The sequence below is a fragment of the Anabaenopsis sp. FSS-46 genome (assembly GCF_029891665.1).
Taxonomy (GTDB): Bacteria; Cyanobacteriota; Cyanobacteriia; order Cyanobacteriales; family Nostocaceae; genus Anabaenopsis; species Anabaenopsis arnoldii.
On sequence record NZ_JANQDG010000005.1, the window covers coordinates 15,354 to 34,188 of the forward strand.

Genomic DNA, 18,835 nt, shown 5'->3' on the forward strand with positions numbered 1-18,835 from the left:
CTGCTATTCGGTTTTGTCATAACTGATAATGGAAAACTGGCAATTTCTCATACAGAAACAGGGCGATCGCTCTTGGTATAACCTCCAATTCCCAAACTTAGAAATTTCGGAAGGTATCTACAGAGTTTTGGCTCGTTCTCACCTGGCTAATACCGAGGTAGAAATACGGGTAACACACTCATCAACTCAACAGATCCCCTCAAAGCGGTTAATTCACAAGCAATCGAGGCGGACTGATGCACAAGGTTTAATCTCGGTAATTCCTTTTACCTACCTCAAACCAGGAACTTGGCAATTCCAATGCTCGGCGGATTTGATGTCAGATTTGCTCGGTAAATCCTGGCAATACTCCATATATATAGAAGTATTGTTTCAACAATCTACTGGGGTATGGAGTCCATCCCCCACGGACGAAAATCGGCGATCAAATTTACCACCATTTCACCCTACTACAACCAGTATTATCAGCCTAAGTGATTTAGGAATTCCAATAGCAATGGACAACGCAGTTATAAGTCAGCCTGTTAGTCCAGCCTTATTGCAAGGTGAAACAGCCCAACAGAGGGGAGAAAATTTCATGGCTGTAGGTTTAAACAGCACTGAAACTGTGTCAGATGATCATAGGGTTGAGGATACTTTATCTATAAAACCATCGCTACCGCTATCGTTGAGCTTAGATCGAGAAACATACATTGCTCCTTGGGGAGAAACAGCAGTGATTCGGGGGCGAGTGGAGCTACAAGACCAGATAAATTGGGAAGGTGAAAAAGCTCCAGAACGTCTTTATGCTTTGGAATTACTAATTGAGCTGCGATCGCCTACAGGCTCAGATATTTTCACCCAGGTTTGGCAGCCTTTACCAGACAGCACTTTACCAATTAAAATTAGCTCTGCAATTTGTATTCCCGTGGATTGTCAATCCCAGCTGATTTTGGCAGACATCCATTTGTATGGCGCACTCACAAAATTGGGCGAGGTCGTACTATTAGCTAATCAGTCTTTTAAAATTACGGCAGATATTACAGAAGTGCTAGCTACATTTCCCCAGCAAAATTTATTGAATCACCCTATAGATGAGGAGCTTGCGCAGCAAAACAAGACTAGAGACCCCATCAACTGCAAGCAACTGGGGATAAAAGATCATGGTGTGCTTCTCAACAGCACTTTTCCCTACTTAAAACGCCTGGAAGTTTTACCAGATAAAACAGATGTAGCTGCTGAGGACTTCCAGCAGATGGATAGAACTGTATCTGAAAATCAAAAGACACCAGAATTGGTCAGTGCTCGTGAAGAGTTACAAGTAGTAATCCCACAAGATTGGACTGGAAGTGCACACCCAAGTCACTATTCATCTCCTCTGATTAGAAAGTGGATAGAAAGCCAAGGATATCCCATCCCTGAATTAAGCCCTGGGGTTTTAGCTCTGCCAAAAATAGCGGATCCTCAAAGGGGGGAATTTAACTCACAATTACACTTAGAATCTCAAAGCTATATCGACCAGATACCAGTCTCAGGAAATACTGGAGAAACCCTAAATACACCAAGTCCTGAGAAGATAGAGAATATCAAAACAGTCAACCAGTTACCAAGAATTGTGTTAAAAATTTTGAGAATTTAAAAAATCAGGTGAAATTTACAGTAAGCTCGTTTTCGAGGATTGTCTAATTATTCAAGAGGAAAGTTAACTATGGCAGCTTCATTTTTGCCCTCTATCTTGGTTCCCCTGACTGGGTTAGTTTTTCCAGCAGTGACAATGGCGTTTTTGATGTTATACATTGAACGCGAAGATATCGGCTAATTAGTTGGGTGAATTTTCCACGTCTTCAAGGCGTGGGAATCTTACATAACAAAACCGGTTGTTTTTGCTGAAAAAGACCAAAAACAACCGGCTTGTTAAACATTAATTATTAAACAATTGCCAGGAAATACTGAGTAATTTTTTTCCGGCTCAAGCTTTTTTTACAATGAAGAACCGACTCCAGCGTAGGCTCCATAAAAGAAAATGCCTAAAACTGTAATTACACCTAAACCCGCGATTGTAGCGACAATCCACAGGGGAATTCTTCCACTTCCAGCAGACACAGCTTTTCTCCTCCCTTAACAAGAAATCAACATTGATTGAATAAACAAAAATTTACAACAACTGTTTCAGTTAGTTAAAGAAGTAACTGGAGAACAGAATTCCTAGAACAAAAACAAGAAGTAGTCCCAGGTATAGTGAAGTCCGGTTTAACTCTACCGGTTGATTATTAGGATTGGGCGTTCTTTCCATGATTAGCTCCTAGCGTTGAATAAACTGCATAGCGGCGATCGCGCCCAAGAAGAACACACTGGGTACACCTAAAGTGTGTACTGCTAGCCATCTGACCGTAAAAATGGGATAAGAAACTGGTTGATTGATGTTATTTCCGCTAGTCATGATCCGAAACTACTTTCCAATAAACTGTTCAACTTGCTGTTTAGCGCCAAAACGATCCTTGACAATAGGCAATTCTTGCCGTGTTTGTGTGTAGTATTCGTTAGGACGGGGTGTACCGAAAGCATCATAAGCCAGTCCAGTGCTGACAAATAGCCATCCGGCAATAAACAATGCTGGAATAGTGATACTGTGAATCACCCAGTAACGAATGCTGGTAATAATGTCCGAAAACGGACGTTCTCCAGTGGTACCTGACATTTAGATCCTTACCTTTACAAAGATTGTTATTGTCTATTATCCTACAAAGTTTAGAAAGAGTTACAACTTGCAACGACCTTCTCACAAATCAAGACATACTTAAGCCCATGATGCCACTAAGCGGCCGCTTGTGAAAAACTTTCACTGATATTTGGTTGGTATTTGAGCAAAATGCCGCGATCGCCTATGACAAAACCTTGCTCAGGACTCAAGAAAACAATCTTATACAAATTAGCAGCGACCCCTTCCACATCCCGGTCTTTTTCCCAGGTTTGACCACCATCAGCACTGTGGAGTAAATTACCACTACCACCGCCGATCCAAATATCATTAGCAGTGCGATAAGCCAAATCGAGTAAACCCCAGCTGGTAGCCAACTCAGGATTTTGTGGGTCTTGCCAATTTTCAGGATTTTCCGGGTCGCTAAACTGTACCTGACCACCCCGCGCTAGCAACCACAACTGTCCATTCTCAGCAAAACCCATATTTTCTAACCGTCGAGAGTTATTGCGGTTATGGGGTGTCCAAGTAGTTTGTCCTGGCTCCCAAGTTGAGTAGAAACTACCCTTAGCAGAAACAGCAACATACTTACCGTCAGATGAACGCTGCATATTACGCACCACCCCAACAGCACCTTCTACCTGAGCCTTCCAGTTTTTACCCCCGTCCTCAGTTTTGTATATAGCGCCCAAATCCGTAGCCATTTCCGCCGTATTCTCTCCCAGAGCATAGATAGCAATGGGACTACCGGGTAATTTTGAACTCAGAGTAATACTCGACCAAGAACCACCTTCATCAGTGGTATGCAACAGTAGTGAAGGTTCACCCAAAATCCAGCCTTCTTGTCCAGCAAAACTGACTGAGTCAAAGCGAGTCCTAGCATCATCTAGTGACAATCTTAGGGGTTCCCAAGTATCACCACCATCATGTGTTTCCAGAATAGTAGCATTGCTACCTACGAGAAAACCATGCTGAGGGTTATCAGTAAAGGCAATATCTAGCAGCTTAGACTCTGTTGGCACAGAAATAACCGCCCAAGGGTTATAGCTGGTAGAGGGGACATTGCTACAACCCATACACAAGAAAACCACCATCAACAAGGCAAATATTTTTTGCCAGTTTTTCATAATACTCATTTTTTTCTAAATTTTCACCTTAATGGCAATGGCAGCCCTCTAAACGTGCTAAAAAAGATAACGGGTCTTATTGTAAGCCGTAGAGACTGATAAAAAACAAGAAACCTAGAGCCAGAGCTCCGAAAATCAGGAGATTTTTTTGCGTTGGCGTGAGGGTATTAACACCCAAACCATAGCCGAAATTTTCTTTAAACCCAGATGCAGTACCAGCCGGGCCAATATTGGCGAAAGCGGTCCTTTTAGCCGTACATACTGGACAACGCCACGTAATCGGCAATTCAGCAAAGGCGGTTCCCGCTTCAATATTATGGCTATCGTCTCCCTTTTCAGGTTCGTAAACATAACCACAGGCACGGCATTCAAAACGGTCTAATGCCGGAGTTTCAACAGCTTGTTCGCTATTTTGTTCGCTCATGGCTAAAACCTCACAGAGGAGAAATATTAAATATCCGTTAAAAATTATGACATAACTGTGAAGCTTTTCCATCATCTGTCAAAACGACAAATACCTCAAATGAGTCTGTTGCCCAGAGTTCAGAAAAGCCAAACAGATATAATGTAAAAGAAATTAACAGCCTTATTTACACCATAAGCGGTAGATATTCATTGTGTTTGTCCTCAGCGGTTACGAGTACCTTCTAGGCTTCTTCATCATCTGTAGCCTAGTTCCCGCCCTTGCACTTTCAGCCTCCAAGCTCCTGCGCCCCAGTGGTAACAGCCTGGAACGGCGCACCACGTACGAATCTGGTATGGAACCCATTGGGGGAGCCTGGATTCAGTTCAATATTCGCTACTACATGTTTGCCCTCGTCTTCGTCGTCTTTGATGTGGAGACTGTATTCTTATATCCTTGGGCGGTTGCTTTCCACCGTCTGGGACTGTTGGCATTCATCGAAGCCTTAATTTTTATTGCAATTCTTGTAATTGCCCTAGTCTACGCATGGCGTAAAGGAGCGTTGGAATGGTCTTGAATTCAAATTTAACTAGCCCAAACAAAGAGCAAATCCTCAACCCGATTGAACGCCCCACCATCACTCAGGATTTGTCAGAAAATGTCATTCTCACTACAGTTGATGACCTTTACAACTGGGCTAGGCTTTCGAGTCTGTGGCCCTTGCTGTTTGGTACAGCTTGCTGCTTCATCGAATTTGCAGCTTTAATCGGCTCTCGGTTTGACTTTGACCGTTTTGGTCTCATTCCCCGTTCTAGCCCCCGTCAAGCCGATTTAATCATTACTGCTGGGACAATTACCATGAAGATGGCACCCCAATTAGTGCGTCTTTATGAACAAATGCCTGAGCCAAAGTATGTAATTGCTATGGGCGCGTGTACAATTACCGGCGGGATGTTCAGTATCGATTCTCCTACAGCTGTCCGCGGAGTTGACAAGCTGATTCCTGTAGATGTTTACTTACCTGGTTGTCCTCCCCGTCCAGAAGCGATTATTGACGCAATTATTAAATTGCGCAAAAAAATAGCGAATGATTCCATGCAGGAACGGGGTCAAATTAAGCAAACCCACCGTTTCTACAGCACAACTCATAATCTCAAGCCCACTGAGCAAATTTTAACCGGTAAATATTTACAGTCAGAAACTCGCTACACACCACCCAAGGAATTGACAGAAGCTATCGGTCTACCAGTTCCACCCGCACTACTGACAGCAAAGACGCAACAAAAGGAGCAAAACCGTGGCTGAAGAAGATTCTAAACCCTTACCAGCAGCGGAAGACTCTCTGGTTAAGGCAGGTCCCATTTCCCAATGGTTAACGGAAAATGGTTTTGAGCATGAGTGTTTGGAACCTGACAAGAAGGGGGTAGAAATAATTAAGGTGGAGTCAGATTTCCTGCTCCCTATTTCTACAGCCCTTTATGCATACGGGTTTAATTACCTCCAGTTTCAATCTGGTATTGACCTCGGACCTGGACAAGATCTGGTCAGTGTATATCACTTGATTAAAGTCGGTGATCATGCTGTGCAACCTGAAGAAATCCGAGTCAAGGTGTTCTTACCCCGTGAAAATCCCAGGGTTCCTTCTGTTTACTGGATCTGGAAAACCGCAGACTGGCAAGAGCGCGAAACTTACGATATGTTCGGTATTGTCTACGAAGGTCACCCCAATCTTAAGCGGCTTTTAATGCCGGAAGATTGGGTGGGTTGGCCTTTACGGAAGGATTACATCTCGCCTGATTTCTACGAGTTGCAAGATGCTTATTAACTAGTGCTGAGTTTCAGCAGTGAGAATTTCCGACCAACTCACTTTATCCCCTTTCCCCTAGCGGAGAGGGGTTATGTTTTTTCAGGACAAAGCCATTGACTAATTGTTTAAACTAGAGCGTTAGCCAGCTAAATACCTGGTCAACAGTCAGATATATAGCATTTCCCATGCTCGTGAGGTACAATTTTTTTTAGTTTGAGGGAACAGGGAACAGGGAACAGGGAACAGGGAATAGGGAACAGGGAATAGGGAACAGGGAATAGGGAACAGGGAATAGGGAATTGGTGTGTACTTCATGAGCCTGAAAAAGGCTATAAAAAACCCCATAAAACTAGTTTTATGGGTTCTCTGATTTAAGCGGGCGGCGGGAATCGAACCCGCATTAATAGCTTGGAAGGCTATAGTTTTACCACTAAACTACGCCCGCGCAACTAGAAAATATTACAATATATTTACTCTGTTTTTGTATACTAGCATATACAACAGATGTAAGCAACTATAGCAGAAAATAATTTGATTGCACAAGATAATTCTCAAAATATTTAAATTTGTACTAATTTACACAAAAAGTTTTTGTACAAAGTAAATTATTTAACATGATTGGGCATAATGAATTATAGCGATCGCCAAGGAGTCAACAGTTAAAGCCATGAGGTTACTAGCTATTTCACGTCGGTGACGCGCCAACTGAGTTTCAAGTTTACCCAGAAATTCCAAATAGTAGCAACTGCGATCGCTATCAGGTTAGCAATATAACGGTTAGGAATCAAGAAATTAAACACCAAGTTCAACACCAAGATATTCAACACTAACCCAGCCAAGCAAATAACATTAAATTTCAAAAAGCGCTTGATGCGTTGACTCCACTGCTGCTGGTTCTCACTGACATCAGCAAATGTCCAAGCATCATTCCACAAGAAATTATTGAAAATGGCGATTTCTCCAGCAATAATTTTACTCCGGGTGAGGGGTAAAGCCAAAGTAGTCGGGTCACTGAGTAAATACAGTATAGCCATATCCACAAACACCCCACTGAGTCCCACTACGCCAAAGCGGAGGAACCGACCAATGGGGAAGTCTAAACCCTGACTCAAACCCCCCAAAAGACCCGTAGATAAGCGCAACCGAATTAAGTGGTGTAGGTATTCTAAATATTGTTTCCAAGTAACTTTACTTTCACCTTCTTTACGTTCACAGAATACATAACCCACCTCACTAATATTCTGAATATTACCCCTAGCAATTACTTCTAGAAGAATTTTGTAACCCACAGGATGAAGTGTTACACCTAGGATACTATGGCGGCGTATCATAAAATAACCGCTCATGGGGTCAGAAACTCTACTGAGTACCCTTGGTAATAGAATCAAACCTAACACTTGAGCGCCACGAGATAAGAAACGCCTAACCACACTCCAACTACTCACCCCACCGCCATCTACATGACGACTAGCTACTGCTAAATCTGCTCCCTGTGCAATTTTAATCAGCAACTGGGTTAATACTTCCGGCGGATGTTGCAAATCTCCATCAATTACCCCTAAGATATCACCCTTTGCAACTTGCCAGCCACGAATTACCGCTGAAGAAAGTCCCCGTTCTTGTTGTCGTCGCATCACCCGCAGCTGTGGATATTCCTGAGTGAGAGATTGTGCTACTTTCCAAGTCAAGTCGGGACTGTCATCATCTACAACAATCAACTCATAATCACCTGGTATAGATTCATCCAGTGTGTGAGTTAATATCTGGATAACTTTCTGGATATTATCCCGTTCTTTATAAGTTGGAATTACCAAAGATAAACACAGATTACTAGTACCAGGTAAATCTTTAATCTTTAGAGTCCCTGTAGGAACTGTTAACAGTGTTTCTGATGATTCCATGTTGATATATTTTGATAAAAACCAGGTATCTTCATAAATTTTTAGAAAATCTCAGCGGAATTAAAATAACGGATAAATTTATTTCACATATTGCCATAAGAAATTATTTGTATTAATAATTAATAGCGGTTAAACGAGCAAATGTTTACAACTTTGTTGTTTTTTCAAAACGCATATGATTATCACATGAAAAAAATATCGTTTATTTCCGGACAAGAGTATTTAAGCTACTGGAAAATTTTATTTGTCATAATATTTGCATTAAGTGTTACCTTTAGATTTATTAATCTTGACCAGAAACCATACTGGGATGATGAAGCTTTTACTGGATTACGGGTTTCTGGCTACACAGAGTATGAAGTAGTTAAAAATGTATCTGAACTTGAGAGAATTCCTGTCAGATATTTAGCACAATATCAAACTACCAACCCTGACAAAAACCTCAATGATACTATTACCTCCCTAGCTTTAGAAGAAGCTCAACACCCGCCCCTATATTATGTAATGGCTAGGTGGTCGATGCAGTTATTCGGTAACTCTATGGTATCTACTAGAGCTTTAGCTGCTGTTATTAGCTTACTGGCTTTACCTAGTGTCTATTGGTTATGTATGGAGCTATTCGCTAGTGCTTGGACAGCATGGATGGCTGTAGCACTTTTAGGAATATCACCATTTCAAATACTATATGCTCAAGAAGCAAGAGAGTATAGTTTATGGATAGTAACAATTTTGCTATCTAGTGCTGCCCTGCTGCAAGCAATGCGTACAGATAAAAAAATAGACTGGGGAATTTATGCTGTCACTTTAGCTATGAGTCTTTACACTTTCCCCGCATCTATAACGGTTGGAGCGGCACATGGGGTTTATTTAATTACTATAGAAGGCTTGAGATTGACTAAAAAAGTAATTGCCTATTTATTGGCTTCTCTGGCTGGGTTTCTGGCTTTTTTGCCTTGGCTATTGGTAATTGTTGCCAATTTAAAGCACCTCACCAGTATAGTTGGTGGCCAAGGTAATATGCCTACTTTATCGATGATGAAAACCTGGGCTTTTAATCTCAGCCGTATGTTCATAGATAGTAATCACGAAAGGGCTGTGATCAATTTTGGGGTGGAAAATCAACTGACACATCTCATCCAGATAAGTTTAGTAGCGGTGATAGTATTCTTAGCAGGCTATTCTATATATTATCTGTGTCGTTACTCATCTCAAAAAACCTGGTTATTTATTTTAAGCTTAATTTTAGTGACTTGCCTGCCAATTATGTTAAAAGATGTGATATATGGCGGTACAAGGTCAATTATTCCCCGGTATCTTACTCCGGGTTATTTGAGTATACAAATATCTATAGCTTACCTACTAGCAAGTAAAATTACCTCAATTTCACCTCAACAGAAATTTGGGAAAATTATTATGTGCTTTCTGTTTTCTGGCTCTATCTTTTCTGGTGTCTTGATATCCCAATCTCATCACTGGTGGACTAAAAGCCATAGTGATCTAAATTTTCAGGATGCTAAATTAATTAATCAGGTTGAACGTCCACTGTTAATCAGTGATGGTAGTATGGGCAGAATATTGGCTTTAAGTCATCTGCTGAAGCCAGAAGTTCAGTTACAACTTCAACCTAACTGTTATACCTGTAGGGAGTTACCTCCGTCTGTATTCAATAAGGATATTGTTAAAGTTCCTGATGGATTTGACATCTTATTATTTGCGCCTTCTGTGGAGTTAAAAAATACTATAGAGAGGAATTATCAACTTCAGCCTTTGAATTTCGCTCTTTGGCGGATAAAACTAGCCAAATAATTGCTAGGATGAAACTAAAGTGTGGCAGTTGGTTTTGGTAAGCTGTGAAAGATAAAACTATTGATGCTATTCTAGATGGCGCTCTCTTGGGTGATGATTTATCTCCCACCGATGGGTTTTTTTTATTAAAACAAACTGACCCAGAAGCGATCGCTGCTATTCGTAACACCGCTGATCAATTACGCTACATCCAAGCCGGGGACATAGTTACCTATGTAATTAATCGTAATATTAACTTTACTAACATCTGTGAGCAACACTGTAGTTTTTGTGCTTTCCGTCGGGATGATGGTGATGCTGGTGCTTACTGGTTAGACTGGGGGCAAATTTTGGCAAAAGCCACAGATGCGGTGGAAAGAGGCGCAACGGAAATCTGTATGCAGGGGGGATTAAACCCACAAGCGCAAATTAACGGTTATTCTTTGGCTTATTACCTGAAGTTAGTAGAGACCATTAAGGAGGAATTTCCCCAGATACATTTACACGCTTTCTCTCCCCAAGAGGTGCAATTTATCGCTAGAATTGATGGGATTGAATATGCTGATGTGATTGGTGCTCTCAGAGATGCTGGTGTAGGGTCTATGCCAGGAACAGCTGCGGAAGTGTTAGATGATCAAGTGAGGCGGGTATTGTGTCCCGAAAAGATTGATACAGCAACTTGGCTGGAAATTGTGGGTACGGCGCACAAGTTAGGTTTACCCACCACTAGCACCATATTATCTGGGCATATTGAAACCCCAGAACAACAAATTACACATTTAGAAAAATTGCGATCGCTGCAAAAAACCGCCCTTGAGCAAGGTTACTCAGGTAAAATAACTGAGTTTATTATTTTACCATTTGTCGGACAAGAAGCACCCAAATCTTTACGCCGTCGTGTAGGACGGGATCAACCCGTTCTCAATGATGCTTTATTACTCACAGCAGTGGCGCGGATTTATTTGGGAAATTACATACCCAACCATCAACCAAGTTGGGTAAAACTAGGGCTGAGTGGGGCTACAGCAGCTTTACAGTGGGGTTGTAACGATATTGGTGGGACATTAATGGAAGAACATATTACCACAATGGCTGGAGCCTTGGGTGGTACTTGTATGGCAGTGGAAACCCTCCAAAGTGCGATCGCATCCCTAGGGAGACCCCACCAACAACGAGATACCATGTATAAAAAAGTTATTAGTCATTGCTTATCCCTGTGAATGATCCCCTGGATACCAATCCAGGATAGGATAGATGTTGATTTATGTATTATTGAATTAACAAAGATATGAAGCGCTATTGGTCGCGTCTACTAGCCTTGGTTTTAGTTGTCACCATCGGTCTCATGGGCTGTTCTAGCAGTCCAGACAGTTTAACTGGGGATTATCCTCAAGATACCTTGGCGGTAGTCAATATTATGAAACAAGCCCTGGAAGTAACAGAGGATTCCCCCAACAAAGCAGCTATTGAAGCTGAAGCGCGCCAAAAAATCAACGATTTTTCGGCTCGCTATCAAAGGGTTAAGTCTGTTTCTGGTCTGAGTTCCTTTACAACTATGCGAACAGCTCTTAATTCCCTAGCTGGACATTATAGTTCTTATCCCAATCGCCCCGTACCCCAGAAGCTCAAAAATCGCTTAGAGGAAGAGTTACAACGGGTGGAGTCAGCAGTCAAGCGTGGTGCTTAAGCATTACCTGTGGGATTGTTAAGAGTCAAAAGTCCAGAGTCCTAATTTTTGTTCTCAGTTTTTGACTCTTGACTTATGTATCAAGAATAGCAGTGGGTAAAATATCTTCAAATATTATCAGTTTTTGCCGTCACAGATAGGGGTAACTCTTTTAAAGCCTTTTTCAGGCTCATGAAGTACACACCAATTCCCTGTTCCGGTGTTCCCTGTTCCCTCAAACTAAAAAAAATTGTACCTCACGAGCATGGGAAATGCTATATACTGAGATTTGATAAAATAAGCTGTGATTAATTAACTGCCCTTACACCTACAATTAATGGGCTACAGTGCAAAATTATTAATTATTAATTATTAATTATTAAAAATTTGGCAACATCAATACCACTTTGGCAGTCTGAAATAGGTAAACTGCCAAATTTTTCTGAAAAGGTCTCATTTTATATACCTTTTTCTAAGAATTGTTTCTATTAGGCTTCATGACTCATTTGTGGTTGTACCTTCACATATGTCTAATTCTGCTTTCACCTTCGGAAAAACGATTTTATTTTGGCGCTGTCTGTTAGCGACCATTTTTACAGGTACTCTGTTAATTTCTCCCCTAAGTAACCAACCTGCAAAGGCGCAATTAAAACAGTATTGCCAATTATCACCAGCAGCAGCAAAAGCCAAAGAAGACTTACGTTTAGCAGCACTCAAAGGCAATCAGGACGACAAGAAACGCTACCAACAATTAGTGAAACAACATGCACAGGAGTTACAAAATTGTCGCGATCGCACTTGGCCGCAGGTACAGGCGGTGTGGTTACGTTTATATTCCTGTGACATCTACCCCGGAGCAATTGAGCAGGTCATGGATCGCATTGTTAACCGTGGCTACAATCAAGTTTATCTCGAAGTCTTCTATGACGGGCAGGTATTATTACCAGCGGCAAATAATCCCACCGTTTGGCCTTCCGCAATTCGCACCCCAGGGGCGGAAAATGTCGATCTCATGGCTACCGCCATTCAAATGGGGCGACAACGTGGTTTAAAAGTTTACGCTTGGATGTTTACCAAGAATTTCGGCTATACTTACGCCCTGCGTCCAGACAGACAAGATGCGATCGCCCGTAATGGTAAAGGTCAAACCAGTTTAGAAGTCACAGATAATAATTCTCAAGTATTTGTTGATCCTTACAACTTACAGGCCAAACAGGACTTCTACCAAATGGTACAGGAAGTAGTACGCCGCCAACCCGATGGGGTGTTATTTGATTACGTCCGCTATCCCCGACAAGCAGGACCTGATTCGGTAGCTACCAGACTCTCTGATTTATGGCTATTTAGTCCGGCGACTCAAGCTGCTTTATTGCGTCGGGCGCAGAATAACAAAGGATTAGAGTTAATTCGCCGTTTTATGGCTAAGGGACAAATCACAGCCGGGGATATTAACGAAGTCGATCAACTCCATCCTGATGAAACTGAGCCTATGTGGCAAGGTCGCATTCCCCAACCAGTAGAAACAGAATCAATCCCCTCAGCTAGCCAGAGACAACCACTGTTACAATGGCAACTATGGCAACTAGCAGTTGCTCACGCCATGCAAGGTATATTAGATTTTGTCTCCTTAGCTGCTTACCCAGCCCAGCAACAAAGAATACCTGCTGGGGTGGTATTTTTTCCTGATGGTAATCAAACCGTAGGACAAGGCTATGATTCCCGCTTGCAACCTTGGGATAGGTTTCCCAACTCTTTAGAATGGCATCCTATGTCCTATGCTACTTGTGGTACTGCTAGCTGCATTGTCCAGCAAGTGCAGCGAGTTTTGGATGCTGCACAACCAGGAACAAAGGTGATTCCGGCTTTAGCTGGAACTTGGGGAAGCTCAATGAGTAATCGCCCATCCCTAGAAGTACAAATGGAAGCACTGCGCCAATTTGCTCCCCAATTACCAGGAGTCAGCCATTTCGCCTATTCTTGGCTGTATCCTGAACATGATAAGGATCGTAAATTCTGTCGCGTTCCCTCCCAGTAAATTACTACTCAACACAGGGGAAGATTTTTCTTCCCCTAAGTAATATTGCTACTAATAATTTAAATTACAGTATATAATTAACCTAAATATTAAACTAGTTTAGCTTGAGGCTGAGTAAAACCTAGGATCTGCACCCCACCCAAGCTATACAAGTTTTACAATCAGTCTTCATAGTAACCTCAACCACAGATGAATAAAATTCTCCCCAGACAAGCATTAAATAAAGCCTTCCTCAAACTTAAACCCTACAGAAGCCAAATTGAACTATTTAAAACTCATCTAACTACCCTCATCCAACAAATTAACGAAGGGGAAAGCGAAGAATTTCATAAAAATCTCATCGCTGATTTCCTGAAAAATACTTATTATGGTTCCCATCACTTTATTAATACCAAAGGACGCAATGACCTAGTTATTCATAATGGTAAAGATGCTCACAGCACTGTAGGAGTAATTTTAGAAACCAAAAAGCCCACCAACAAAGGCGAAATGTTGACAGCGGAGAATTTAAACACTAAAGCATTACAAGAACTAGTATTATATTTCCTGCGGGAAAGGTTAACCAGTAAAAACCTGGAAATTAAATATTTAATTGCTACCAATATCTATGAATGGTTTATTTTTGATGCTACTGTCTTTGAAAAAAGTTTTGTAGAAAATTCCCAATTTATCCAGCAATTTCAGGATTTTGAAGCGGGAAGATTAACCAGTAAAAAAACAGAATTCTTCTATAAAGAAATCGCTCAACCAGCTATTGCTAATCTTCAAACTTCCCTAGTCTTTACCCACTTTGACCTGCGCGAATATGCAGAAATCCTCAAAAACCCGGAACAAACAGACGACCATCGACTAATTGCACTATTTAAATTACTTTCCCCAGAACACTTATTAAAACTTCCCTTCGCTAACGACAGCAACACCCTGGATCAAGGTTTTTATAGTGAATTATTACATATCATCGGGTTAACAGAAACTAAGGAAGGTGGTAAAAAAGTCATCCAGCGTCAAAAACCAGGTAGCAGAAATCCCGGTTCACTGATTGAAAATGCAATTTACCAACTTGACAGTTTAGATAAAATATCCCGCATAGAAAAGCCAGAGCAATTTGGACTAACTGAGCAAGATAAACTATTTAATGTTGCTTTAGAACTAGCAATTACTTGGATTAATCGCATACTGTTTCTCAAACTCTTAGAAGCGCAATTAATTCGCTACCATAAACATGATACATCCTTTGGCTTCCTGAATTTAGATAAAGTTAAGAATTATGACGATTTAAATAGTCTGTTCTTTAGTGTGCTAGCGCGTCAACCAGAGGAAAGAAACCCGAATTTACAAAAGATATTTACCCATGTTCCCTATTTAAATAGTTCCCTGTTTGAACCTACAGATATTGAACAGGTGACTATTTTTATTAGCAACCTCACAGATGAGCATCTGACTATTTTTGATGGTACGGTCTTAAAGGACAGTAACGGGAAGAAACGCACAGGGTCACTCAGGACTTTAGAGTATTTGCTAGAATTTCTCAATGCGTATGACTTTAGTAGTGAAGGTTCCGAAGATATCCAGGAAGAGAATAAAAGATTAATTAATGCTGCTGTACTGGGTTTGATTTTTGAGAAGATTAACGGATATCAAGATGGTTCCTTCTTTACTCCCGGTTTCATTACTATGTATATGTGTCGGGAAACAATTCGCCGCGCTGTGGTACAGAAGTTTAATCAGGTAAAGGGGTGGAATTGTCAAGATATTGACCAATTATATGAGGAAATTAGGGATAAACAAGAAGCTAATCAAATTATTAATAGTTTAAAGATTTGTGACCCTGCTGTGGGTTCAGGACATTTTTTAGTTTCGGCTCTGAATGAAGTGATTGCGGTGAAGAGTGAGTTAAAAATCCTGTTGGATAGACAGGGTAAAACCTTAAGAGATTATCAAGTTGAGGTGGTGAATGATGAGTTAGTTGTGACTGATGATGATGGTTTGTTGTTTGAGTATAATCCCCAAAGCCAGGAAAGTCAACGGGTACAAGAAGCGCTGTTTCATGAAAAACAGAGGATTATTGAGGGGTGTTTGTTTGGTGTAGATGTTAATCCTAACTCGGTGAAAATATGTCGCTTGCGGTTGTGGATTGAGTTGTTAAAAAATGCTTATTATCAAGGTGATAGTAATTCCAGTCAGTTGGAAACTTTACCGAATATTGATATTAATATTAAGTGTGGTAATTCTTTGATTAGTCGTTTTAGGTTGGATGGTGATTTACGACCAGCTTTGAAGAAGAAATACACTATAGATGGTTATCGCTATGCTGTCCAAACTTATCGCCATGCGGAAAATAAGCAGCAGAAGCGGGAGATGGAAAGGTTGATTGATGATATTAAGGGAAATTTAAAGAATACACTACAAGGAATAGACCCGAATAAACAGAAGTTAAGAGGGTTGGAGGTTGAGCTTTATAATTTAGAAAATCAGGTTTTGTTGTTTGAGGAGACGAAGGGTGAGAAGAAGGCGCGGGAGAAAAAAATTGTCAAGTTAAATAATGAGATTTCCCAGTTAAGGGCGGAAATTGAGGAGATAGAAAGCGGTAGGATTTACGAAAACTCTTTAGAATGGCGCTTTGAGTTTCCGGAGGTGTTGGATGACCAGGGTGTGTTTCTGGGGTTTGATGTGGTGATTGGTAATCCTCCTTATATTAGACAGGAGGAAATTAAGGAGCTAAAGGGGAATTTAGAACAAAATTATGAGTGTTATGTGGGTACTGCTGATTTATTTGTCTATTTTTATGAACTGGGTTTCAGGTTGTTAAAACCACTGGGTCATTTAACTTATATTTCTTCTAATAAGTATTTTCGCGCTGGTTATGGGGAAAGGTTGCGGGGACTGTTGAGGGATAAAACTACAATTTATAATTTAATTGATTTTGGGGATTTTCCGGTGTTTGAGGAGGCGATCGCCTATCCGAGTATTATTGCTTTAGGTAAGTTACAATCTCAGGGTAATCAGGTACGTGCTTTATCCTGGGATAGAGCTATACAAGAAAATATAGCGCAGTTTCCCAGGGTGTTGGATGAACAAGGTTTGATAATTCCCCAGGAGAGTTTAAAACCTGATGGGTGGAGGGTAGAATCTTCTCAGGTGTTGGAATTACTGGGTAAAATACGTAATATTGGTCAACCTTTAGGGGAATATGTCCAGGGTAGATTTTATTATGGTATTAAAACAGGATTTAATCAGGCTTTTGTGGTAGATCGCCCTACCCGTGATAAATTGATTGATGAGCATCCTTCCTCTGGTGAGGTGTTAAAGCCTTTTTTACGCGGTCGGGATGTTAAGCGTTGGTGTGTTAATTTTGCTGATTTGTATTTGTTGTTTATTCCTTGGCACTTCCCGCTACATCACGACTTATCTATTACAGGTGCATCTCAAACAGCAGAAACAGAATTTAAAAAACAGTATCCTGCTATTTACAAGCACTTACTTCAATTTAAAACTCAGCTATCTGGAAGAAACAAAGCTGAGACTGGTATTAGATATGAGTGGTACGCCTTACAAAGATGTGCAGCCAGCTACTGGGAAGAATTTGAGCAACCTAAGATTATATGGGGAAATTTGGCGACAAAACCACAATTTGCTATTGCCAAACAAGGCTTTTATCTTTCTGCACCTGCCAATTTAGTAATTTCAGCACAAAATGAATACATATTGGCGATTTTAAATTCCAAAATCACACAATTTTACATTAAACAAATTGCAGCAACAAGGCAAGGAGGATTTATAGAATTTAAGCCGATGTATGTTTCTCAAATACCCATACCCACAGCTACAAAAAAACAGCAGAAATTATTAGAACAACTAGTTGAGCAAATTCTCACCGCCAAACAAGCAGACCCCCAAGCAGACACAACCCCCTTAGAAGCAAAAATAAACAAAGTGGTTTATCAACTCTACAACTTAACAGCAGAAGAGATTCAAATTATCGAGGCTCAAATAGGTTAACTGCGCCATTGTTCCACAGCTACTTGTAAATCACCAGTCAACCAATGATCAAACTGGGGATATATAGGTAAACGTGGTACTAACTCCCACCCCGCAGATTGTAAAATCGCTTTTAAAGCCTGTTCCTCCCCATGGGGATAATCAGGGTTTACTTCATCCTTGGGACCAATCCCCCCTAAATCTCTCGCACCAGCTGCTATACAAGCTAGTAACCATTGGGGATCTGTAACTAAATTTGGGGGAATTTGAATAGTGACATCTGGCGGTAAAATTTCACGTGCTTTAGTAATCACCCCCGGTAGTTGGTGGGGGTCAAAAGCTCCCCAGTCAAAGCTTTGCTGATTTCCTGGGCTGTGGGGTTGCAAGATTACCTCTTGAATGTGATGATAACGTTGATGTAACTCAGATATGGCGTTTAAGGTTTCCCACCAATCATCTTGAGTTTCCCCAATCCCTAAAAGTAACCCCGTAGTAAAAGGAATCTGTAACTCTCCGGCCCAGATTAACTGTTGTAATCTAGTTTCTGGTAACTTACTGGGTGCGTGGCGATGAACTGTATGTAACAGTGCTGGGGTTAACTGTTCCAGCATCAAACCCAGGGAAACATTAACATTTTTTAGCCGTTCCATCTCGCTAAAACTGAGGATTCCCACATTAGTATGGGGTAAAAATCCCAGAGACAAAGCTAACTCACATAAATCATAAATCCTCTCAAACCATTGTTGACGCAGGGGTGAACGGGGATGGACTTCACCACTGAGAATGAGGATTTCACATACTTTCTGGCGGGTAAGTTGTAGCAAAGTCCTTTCCGCTTCCGATAACGTCATCCAGGGACTTTGACCCGGTTCGCTGCGAAAGTTGCAGTATGTACAGCGGTTGAAACACTCGTAAGTCGGAACAATAGTATAGGCGGGACTATAGGTAACAATGGCAGAATGAGAAACTGGCATAAAACACTACATAGCATTTCCCATGCTCGTGAGGTACATTTTTTTTTAGTTTGAGGGAACAGGGAACAGGGAACAGGGAACAGGGAATAGGGAATAGGGAATAGGGAATAGGGAATAGGGAATAGGGAATAGGTGTGTACTTCATGAGCCTGAAAAAGGCGATATATCTATATAATATATATATCCCAAAGTTTTTACCGCACCCTAACCCTCCCCTTAATCAGGCGAGGGGAATAGATTTATGTTTACACTCTAGTGTTACCCTGCAAAAGGTTTAATTCCTTACAGAGTAAGGGTTTAAGACTTATGTTAAGTTTTTTGTAAAAATATTTGTCAAAATACTTTACAAATCGAAACAATTGATTTAGTATGTAAACAACAGGTACAAACACCTACCTGATTCATACATACATAACCGCAATCATAAACAAATGACCACAACCTTACAACAGCGCCAAAGCGCCAACGTATGGGATCGCTTC

At 41.0% G+C, this 18,835-nt stretch carries 18 protein-coding genes and 1 tRNA gene; 10 read left to right on the forward strand and 9 right to left on the reverse strand.

The features are described 5' to 3' along the window. The first annotated feature begins 28 nt into the window (after nt 1-28). Nucleotides 29-1,618 carry a hypothetical protein gene (locus NWP21_RS00485; protein ID WP_280791208.1) on the forward strand — a complete coding sequence of 530 codons (1,590 nt, stop codon included), beginning with the start codon at nt 29-31 and terminating at the stop codon, nt 1,616-1,618. A 69-nt stretch (nt 1,619-1,687) separates the two neighbouring features. Beyond that, nucleotides 1,688-1,798: a photosystem I reaction center subunit VIII gene (gene psaI, locus NWP21_RS00490; protein WP_200989902.1), complete on the forward strand. Its 111-nt coding sequence runs from the start codon at nt 1,688-1,690 to the stop codon at nt 1,796-1,798. A 161-nt stretch (nt 1,799-1,959) separates the two neighbouring features. On the opposite strand, the gene NWP21_RS00495 is transcribed toward psaI, so the two are convergent. The 6 genes from NWP21_RS00495 to NWP21_RS00520 all read right to left on the reverse strand — a co-directional run bounded on the left by NWP21_RS00495 (nt 1,960) and on the right by NWP21_RS00520 (nt 4,228). Continuing rightward, a complete protein-coding gene (locus NWP21_RS00495; RefSeq protein WP_200989901.1) occupies nt 1,960-2,082 on the reverse strand; it encodes a photosystem II reaction center protein J in 123 nt (40 codons plus the stop codon). A 70-nt stretch (nt 2,083-2,152) separates the two neighbouring features. Then, nucleotides 2,153-2,272: a photosystem II reaction center protein L gene (locus tag NWP21_RS00500; RefSeq protein ID WP_010997988.1), complete on the reverse strand. Its 120-nt coding sequence runs from the start codon at nt 2,270-2,272 to the stop codon at nt 2,153-2,155. A gap of 9 nt (nt 2,273-2,281) precedes the next feature. Beyond that, on the reverse strand, nt 2,282-2,419 hold the full coding sequence (gene psbF, locus NWP21_RS00505) for a cytochrome b559 subunit beta (RefSeq protein WP_200989900.1): 138 nt from the start codon (nt 2,417-2,419) through the stop codon (nt 2,282-2,284). Nucleotides 2,420-2,428: 9 nt separating this feature from the next. Then, entirely contained in the window at nt 2,429-2,677 is a 249-nt protein-coding gene (psbE, locus tag NWP21_RS00510) for a cytochrome b559 subunit alpha (RefSeq protein WP_200989899.1), read from the reverse strand. 116 nt (nt 2,678-2,793) lie between these two features. Further along, entirely contained in the window at nt 2,794-3,813 is a 1,020-nt protein-coding gene (locus tag NWP21_RS00515; RefSeq protein ID WP_280791209.1) for a photosynthesis system II assembly factor Ycf48, read from the reverse strand. Nucleotides 3,814-3,880: 67 nt separating this feature from the next. Further along, nucleotides 3,881-4,228 (reverse strand): rubredoxin, encoded by a 348-nt coding sequence (locus NWP21_RS00520; protein ID WP_280791210.1) that lies wholly within the window; start codon nt 4,226-4,228, stop codon nt 3,881-3,883. A 193-nt stretch (nt 4,229-4,421) separates the two neighbouring features. On the opposite strand from NWP21_RS00520, the gene ndhC reads away from it, so the two are divergent. Genes ndhC through NWP21_RS00535 form a run of 3 tightly spaced genes read left to right on the forward strand, consistent with a single transcriptional unit; the run spans nt 4,422 to nt 6,032 of the window. After that, nucleotides 4,422-4,784 carry a photosynthetic/respiratory NAD(P)H-quinone oxidoreductase subunit C gene (ndhC, locus tag NWP21_RS00525; RefSeq protein ID WP_271732035.1) on the forward strand — a complete coding sequence of 121 codons (363 nt, stop codon included), beginning with the start codon at nt 4,422-4,424 and terminating at the stop codon, nt 4,782-4,784. Next, entirely contained in the window at nt 4,775-5,512 is a 738-nt protein-coding gene (ndhK, locus tag NWP21_RS00530; protein ID WP_271760066.1) for a photosynthetic/respiratory NAD(P)H-quinone oxidoreductase subunit K, read from the forward strand. The genes ndhC and ndhK overlap by 10 nt, the downstream gene beginning before the upstream one ends. Next, a complete protein-coding gene (locus NWP21_RS00535; protein WP_280791211.1) occupies nt 5,505-6,032 on the forward strand; it encodes an NAD(P)H-quinone oxidoreductase subunit J in 528 nt (175 codons plus the stop codon). Before ndhK ends, NWP21_RS00535 begins: the two co-directional genes overlap by 8 nt. Nucleotides 6,033-6,388: 356 nt before the next feature. On the opposite strand, the gene NWP21_RS00540 is transcribed toward NWP21_RS00535, so the two are convergent. Together NWP21_RS00540 and NWP21_RS00545 are read right to left on the reverse strand one after the other, a co-directional pair. Next, nucleotides 6,389-6,459 (reverse strand) — tRNA-Gly (locus NWP21_RS00540). 235 nt (nt 6,460-6,694) lie between these two features. Further along, on the reverse strand, nt 6,695-7,915 hold the full coding sequence (locus NWP21_RS00545) for a glycosyltransferase (RefSeq protein WP_280791212.1): 1,221 nt from the start codon (nt 7,913-7,915) through the stop codon (nt 6,695-6,697). Nucleotides 7,916-8,101: 186 nt separating this feature from the next. Between NWP21_RS00545 and NWP21_RS00550 the strand changes: the two genes are divergently transcribed. The 5 genes from NWP21_RS00550 to NWP21_RS00570 all read left to right on the forward strand — a co-directional run bounded on the left by NWP21_RS00550 (nt 8,102) and on the right by NWP21_RS00570 (nt 17,400). Next, nucleotides 8,102-9,721, forward strand: a complete 1,620-nt coding sequence (locus NWP21_RS00550) for a glycosyltransferase family 39 protein (RefSeq protein ID WP_280791213.1) — start codon at nt 8,102-8,104, stop codon at nt 9,719-9,721. A 44-nt stretch (nt 9,722-9,765) separates the two neighbouring features. Further along, on the forward strand, nt 9,766-10,920 hold the full coding sequence (cofH, locus tag NWP21_RS00555; RefSeq protein WP_280791214.1) for a 7,8-didemethyl-8-hydroxy-5-deazariboflavin synthase subunit CofH: 1,155 nt from the start codon (nt 9,766-9,768) through the stop codon (nt 10,918-10,920). Nucleotides 10,921-10,988: 68 nt separating this feature from the next. Continuing rightward, entirely contained in the window at nt 10,989-11,387 is a 399-nt protein-coding gene (gene psb27 / locus NWP21_RS00560) for a photosystem II protein Psb27 (protein WP_271732028.1), read from the forward strand. 505 nt (nt 11,388-11,892) lie between these two features. Beyond that, complete coding sequence (locus NWP21_RS00565) at nt 11,893-13,401, forward strand: family 10 glycosylhydrolase (protein WP_280791215.1); 1,509 nt, start codon at nt 11,893-11,895, stop codon at nt 13,399-13,401. A 189-nt stretch (nt 13,402-13,590) separates the two neighbouring features. Next, on the forward strand, nt 13,591-17,400 hold the full coding sequence (locus NWP21_RS00570) for a TaqI-like C-terminal specificity domain-containing protein (protein ID WP_280791216.1): 3,810 nt from the start codon (nt 13,591-13,593) through the stop codon (nt 17,398-17,400). On the opposite strand, the gene cofG is transcribed toward NWP21_RS00570, so the two are convergent. After that, nucleotides 17,397-18,353, reverse strand: a complete 957-nt coding sequence (gene cofG / locus NWP21_RS00575; protein WP_280791217.1) for a 7,8-didemethyl-8-hydroxy-5-deazariboflavin synthase subunit CofG — start codon at nt 18,351-18,353, stop codon at nt 17,397-17,399. The genes NWP21_RS00570 and cofG overlap by 4 nt on opposite strands. Between the last annotated feature and the right edge of the window lie 482 nt (nt 18,354-18,835).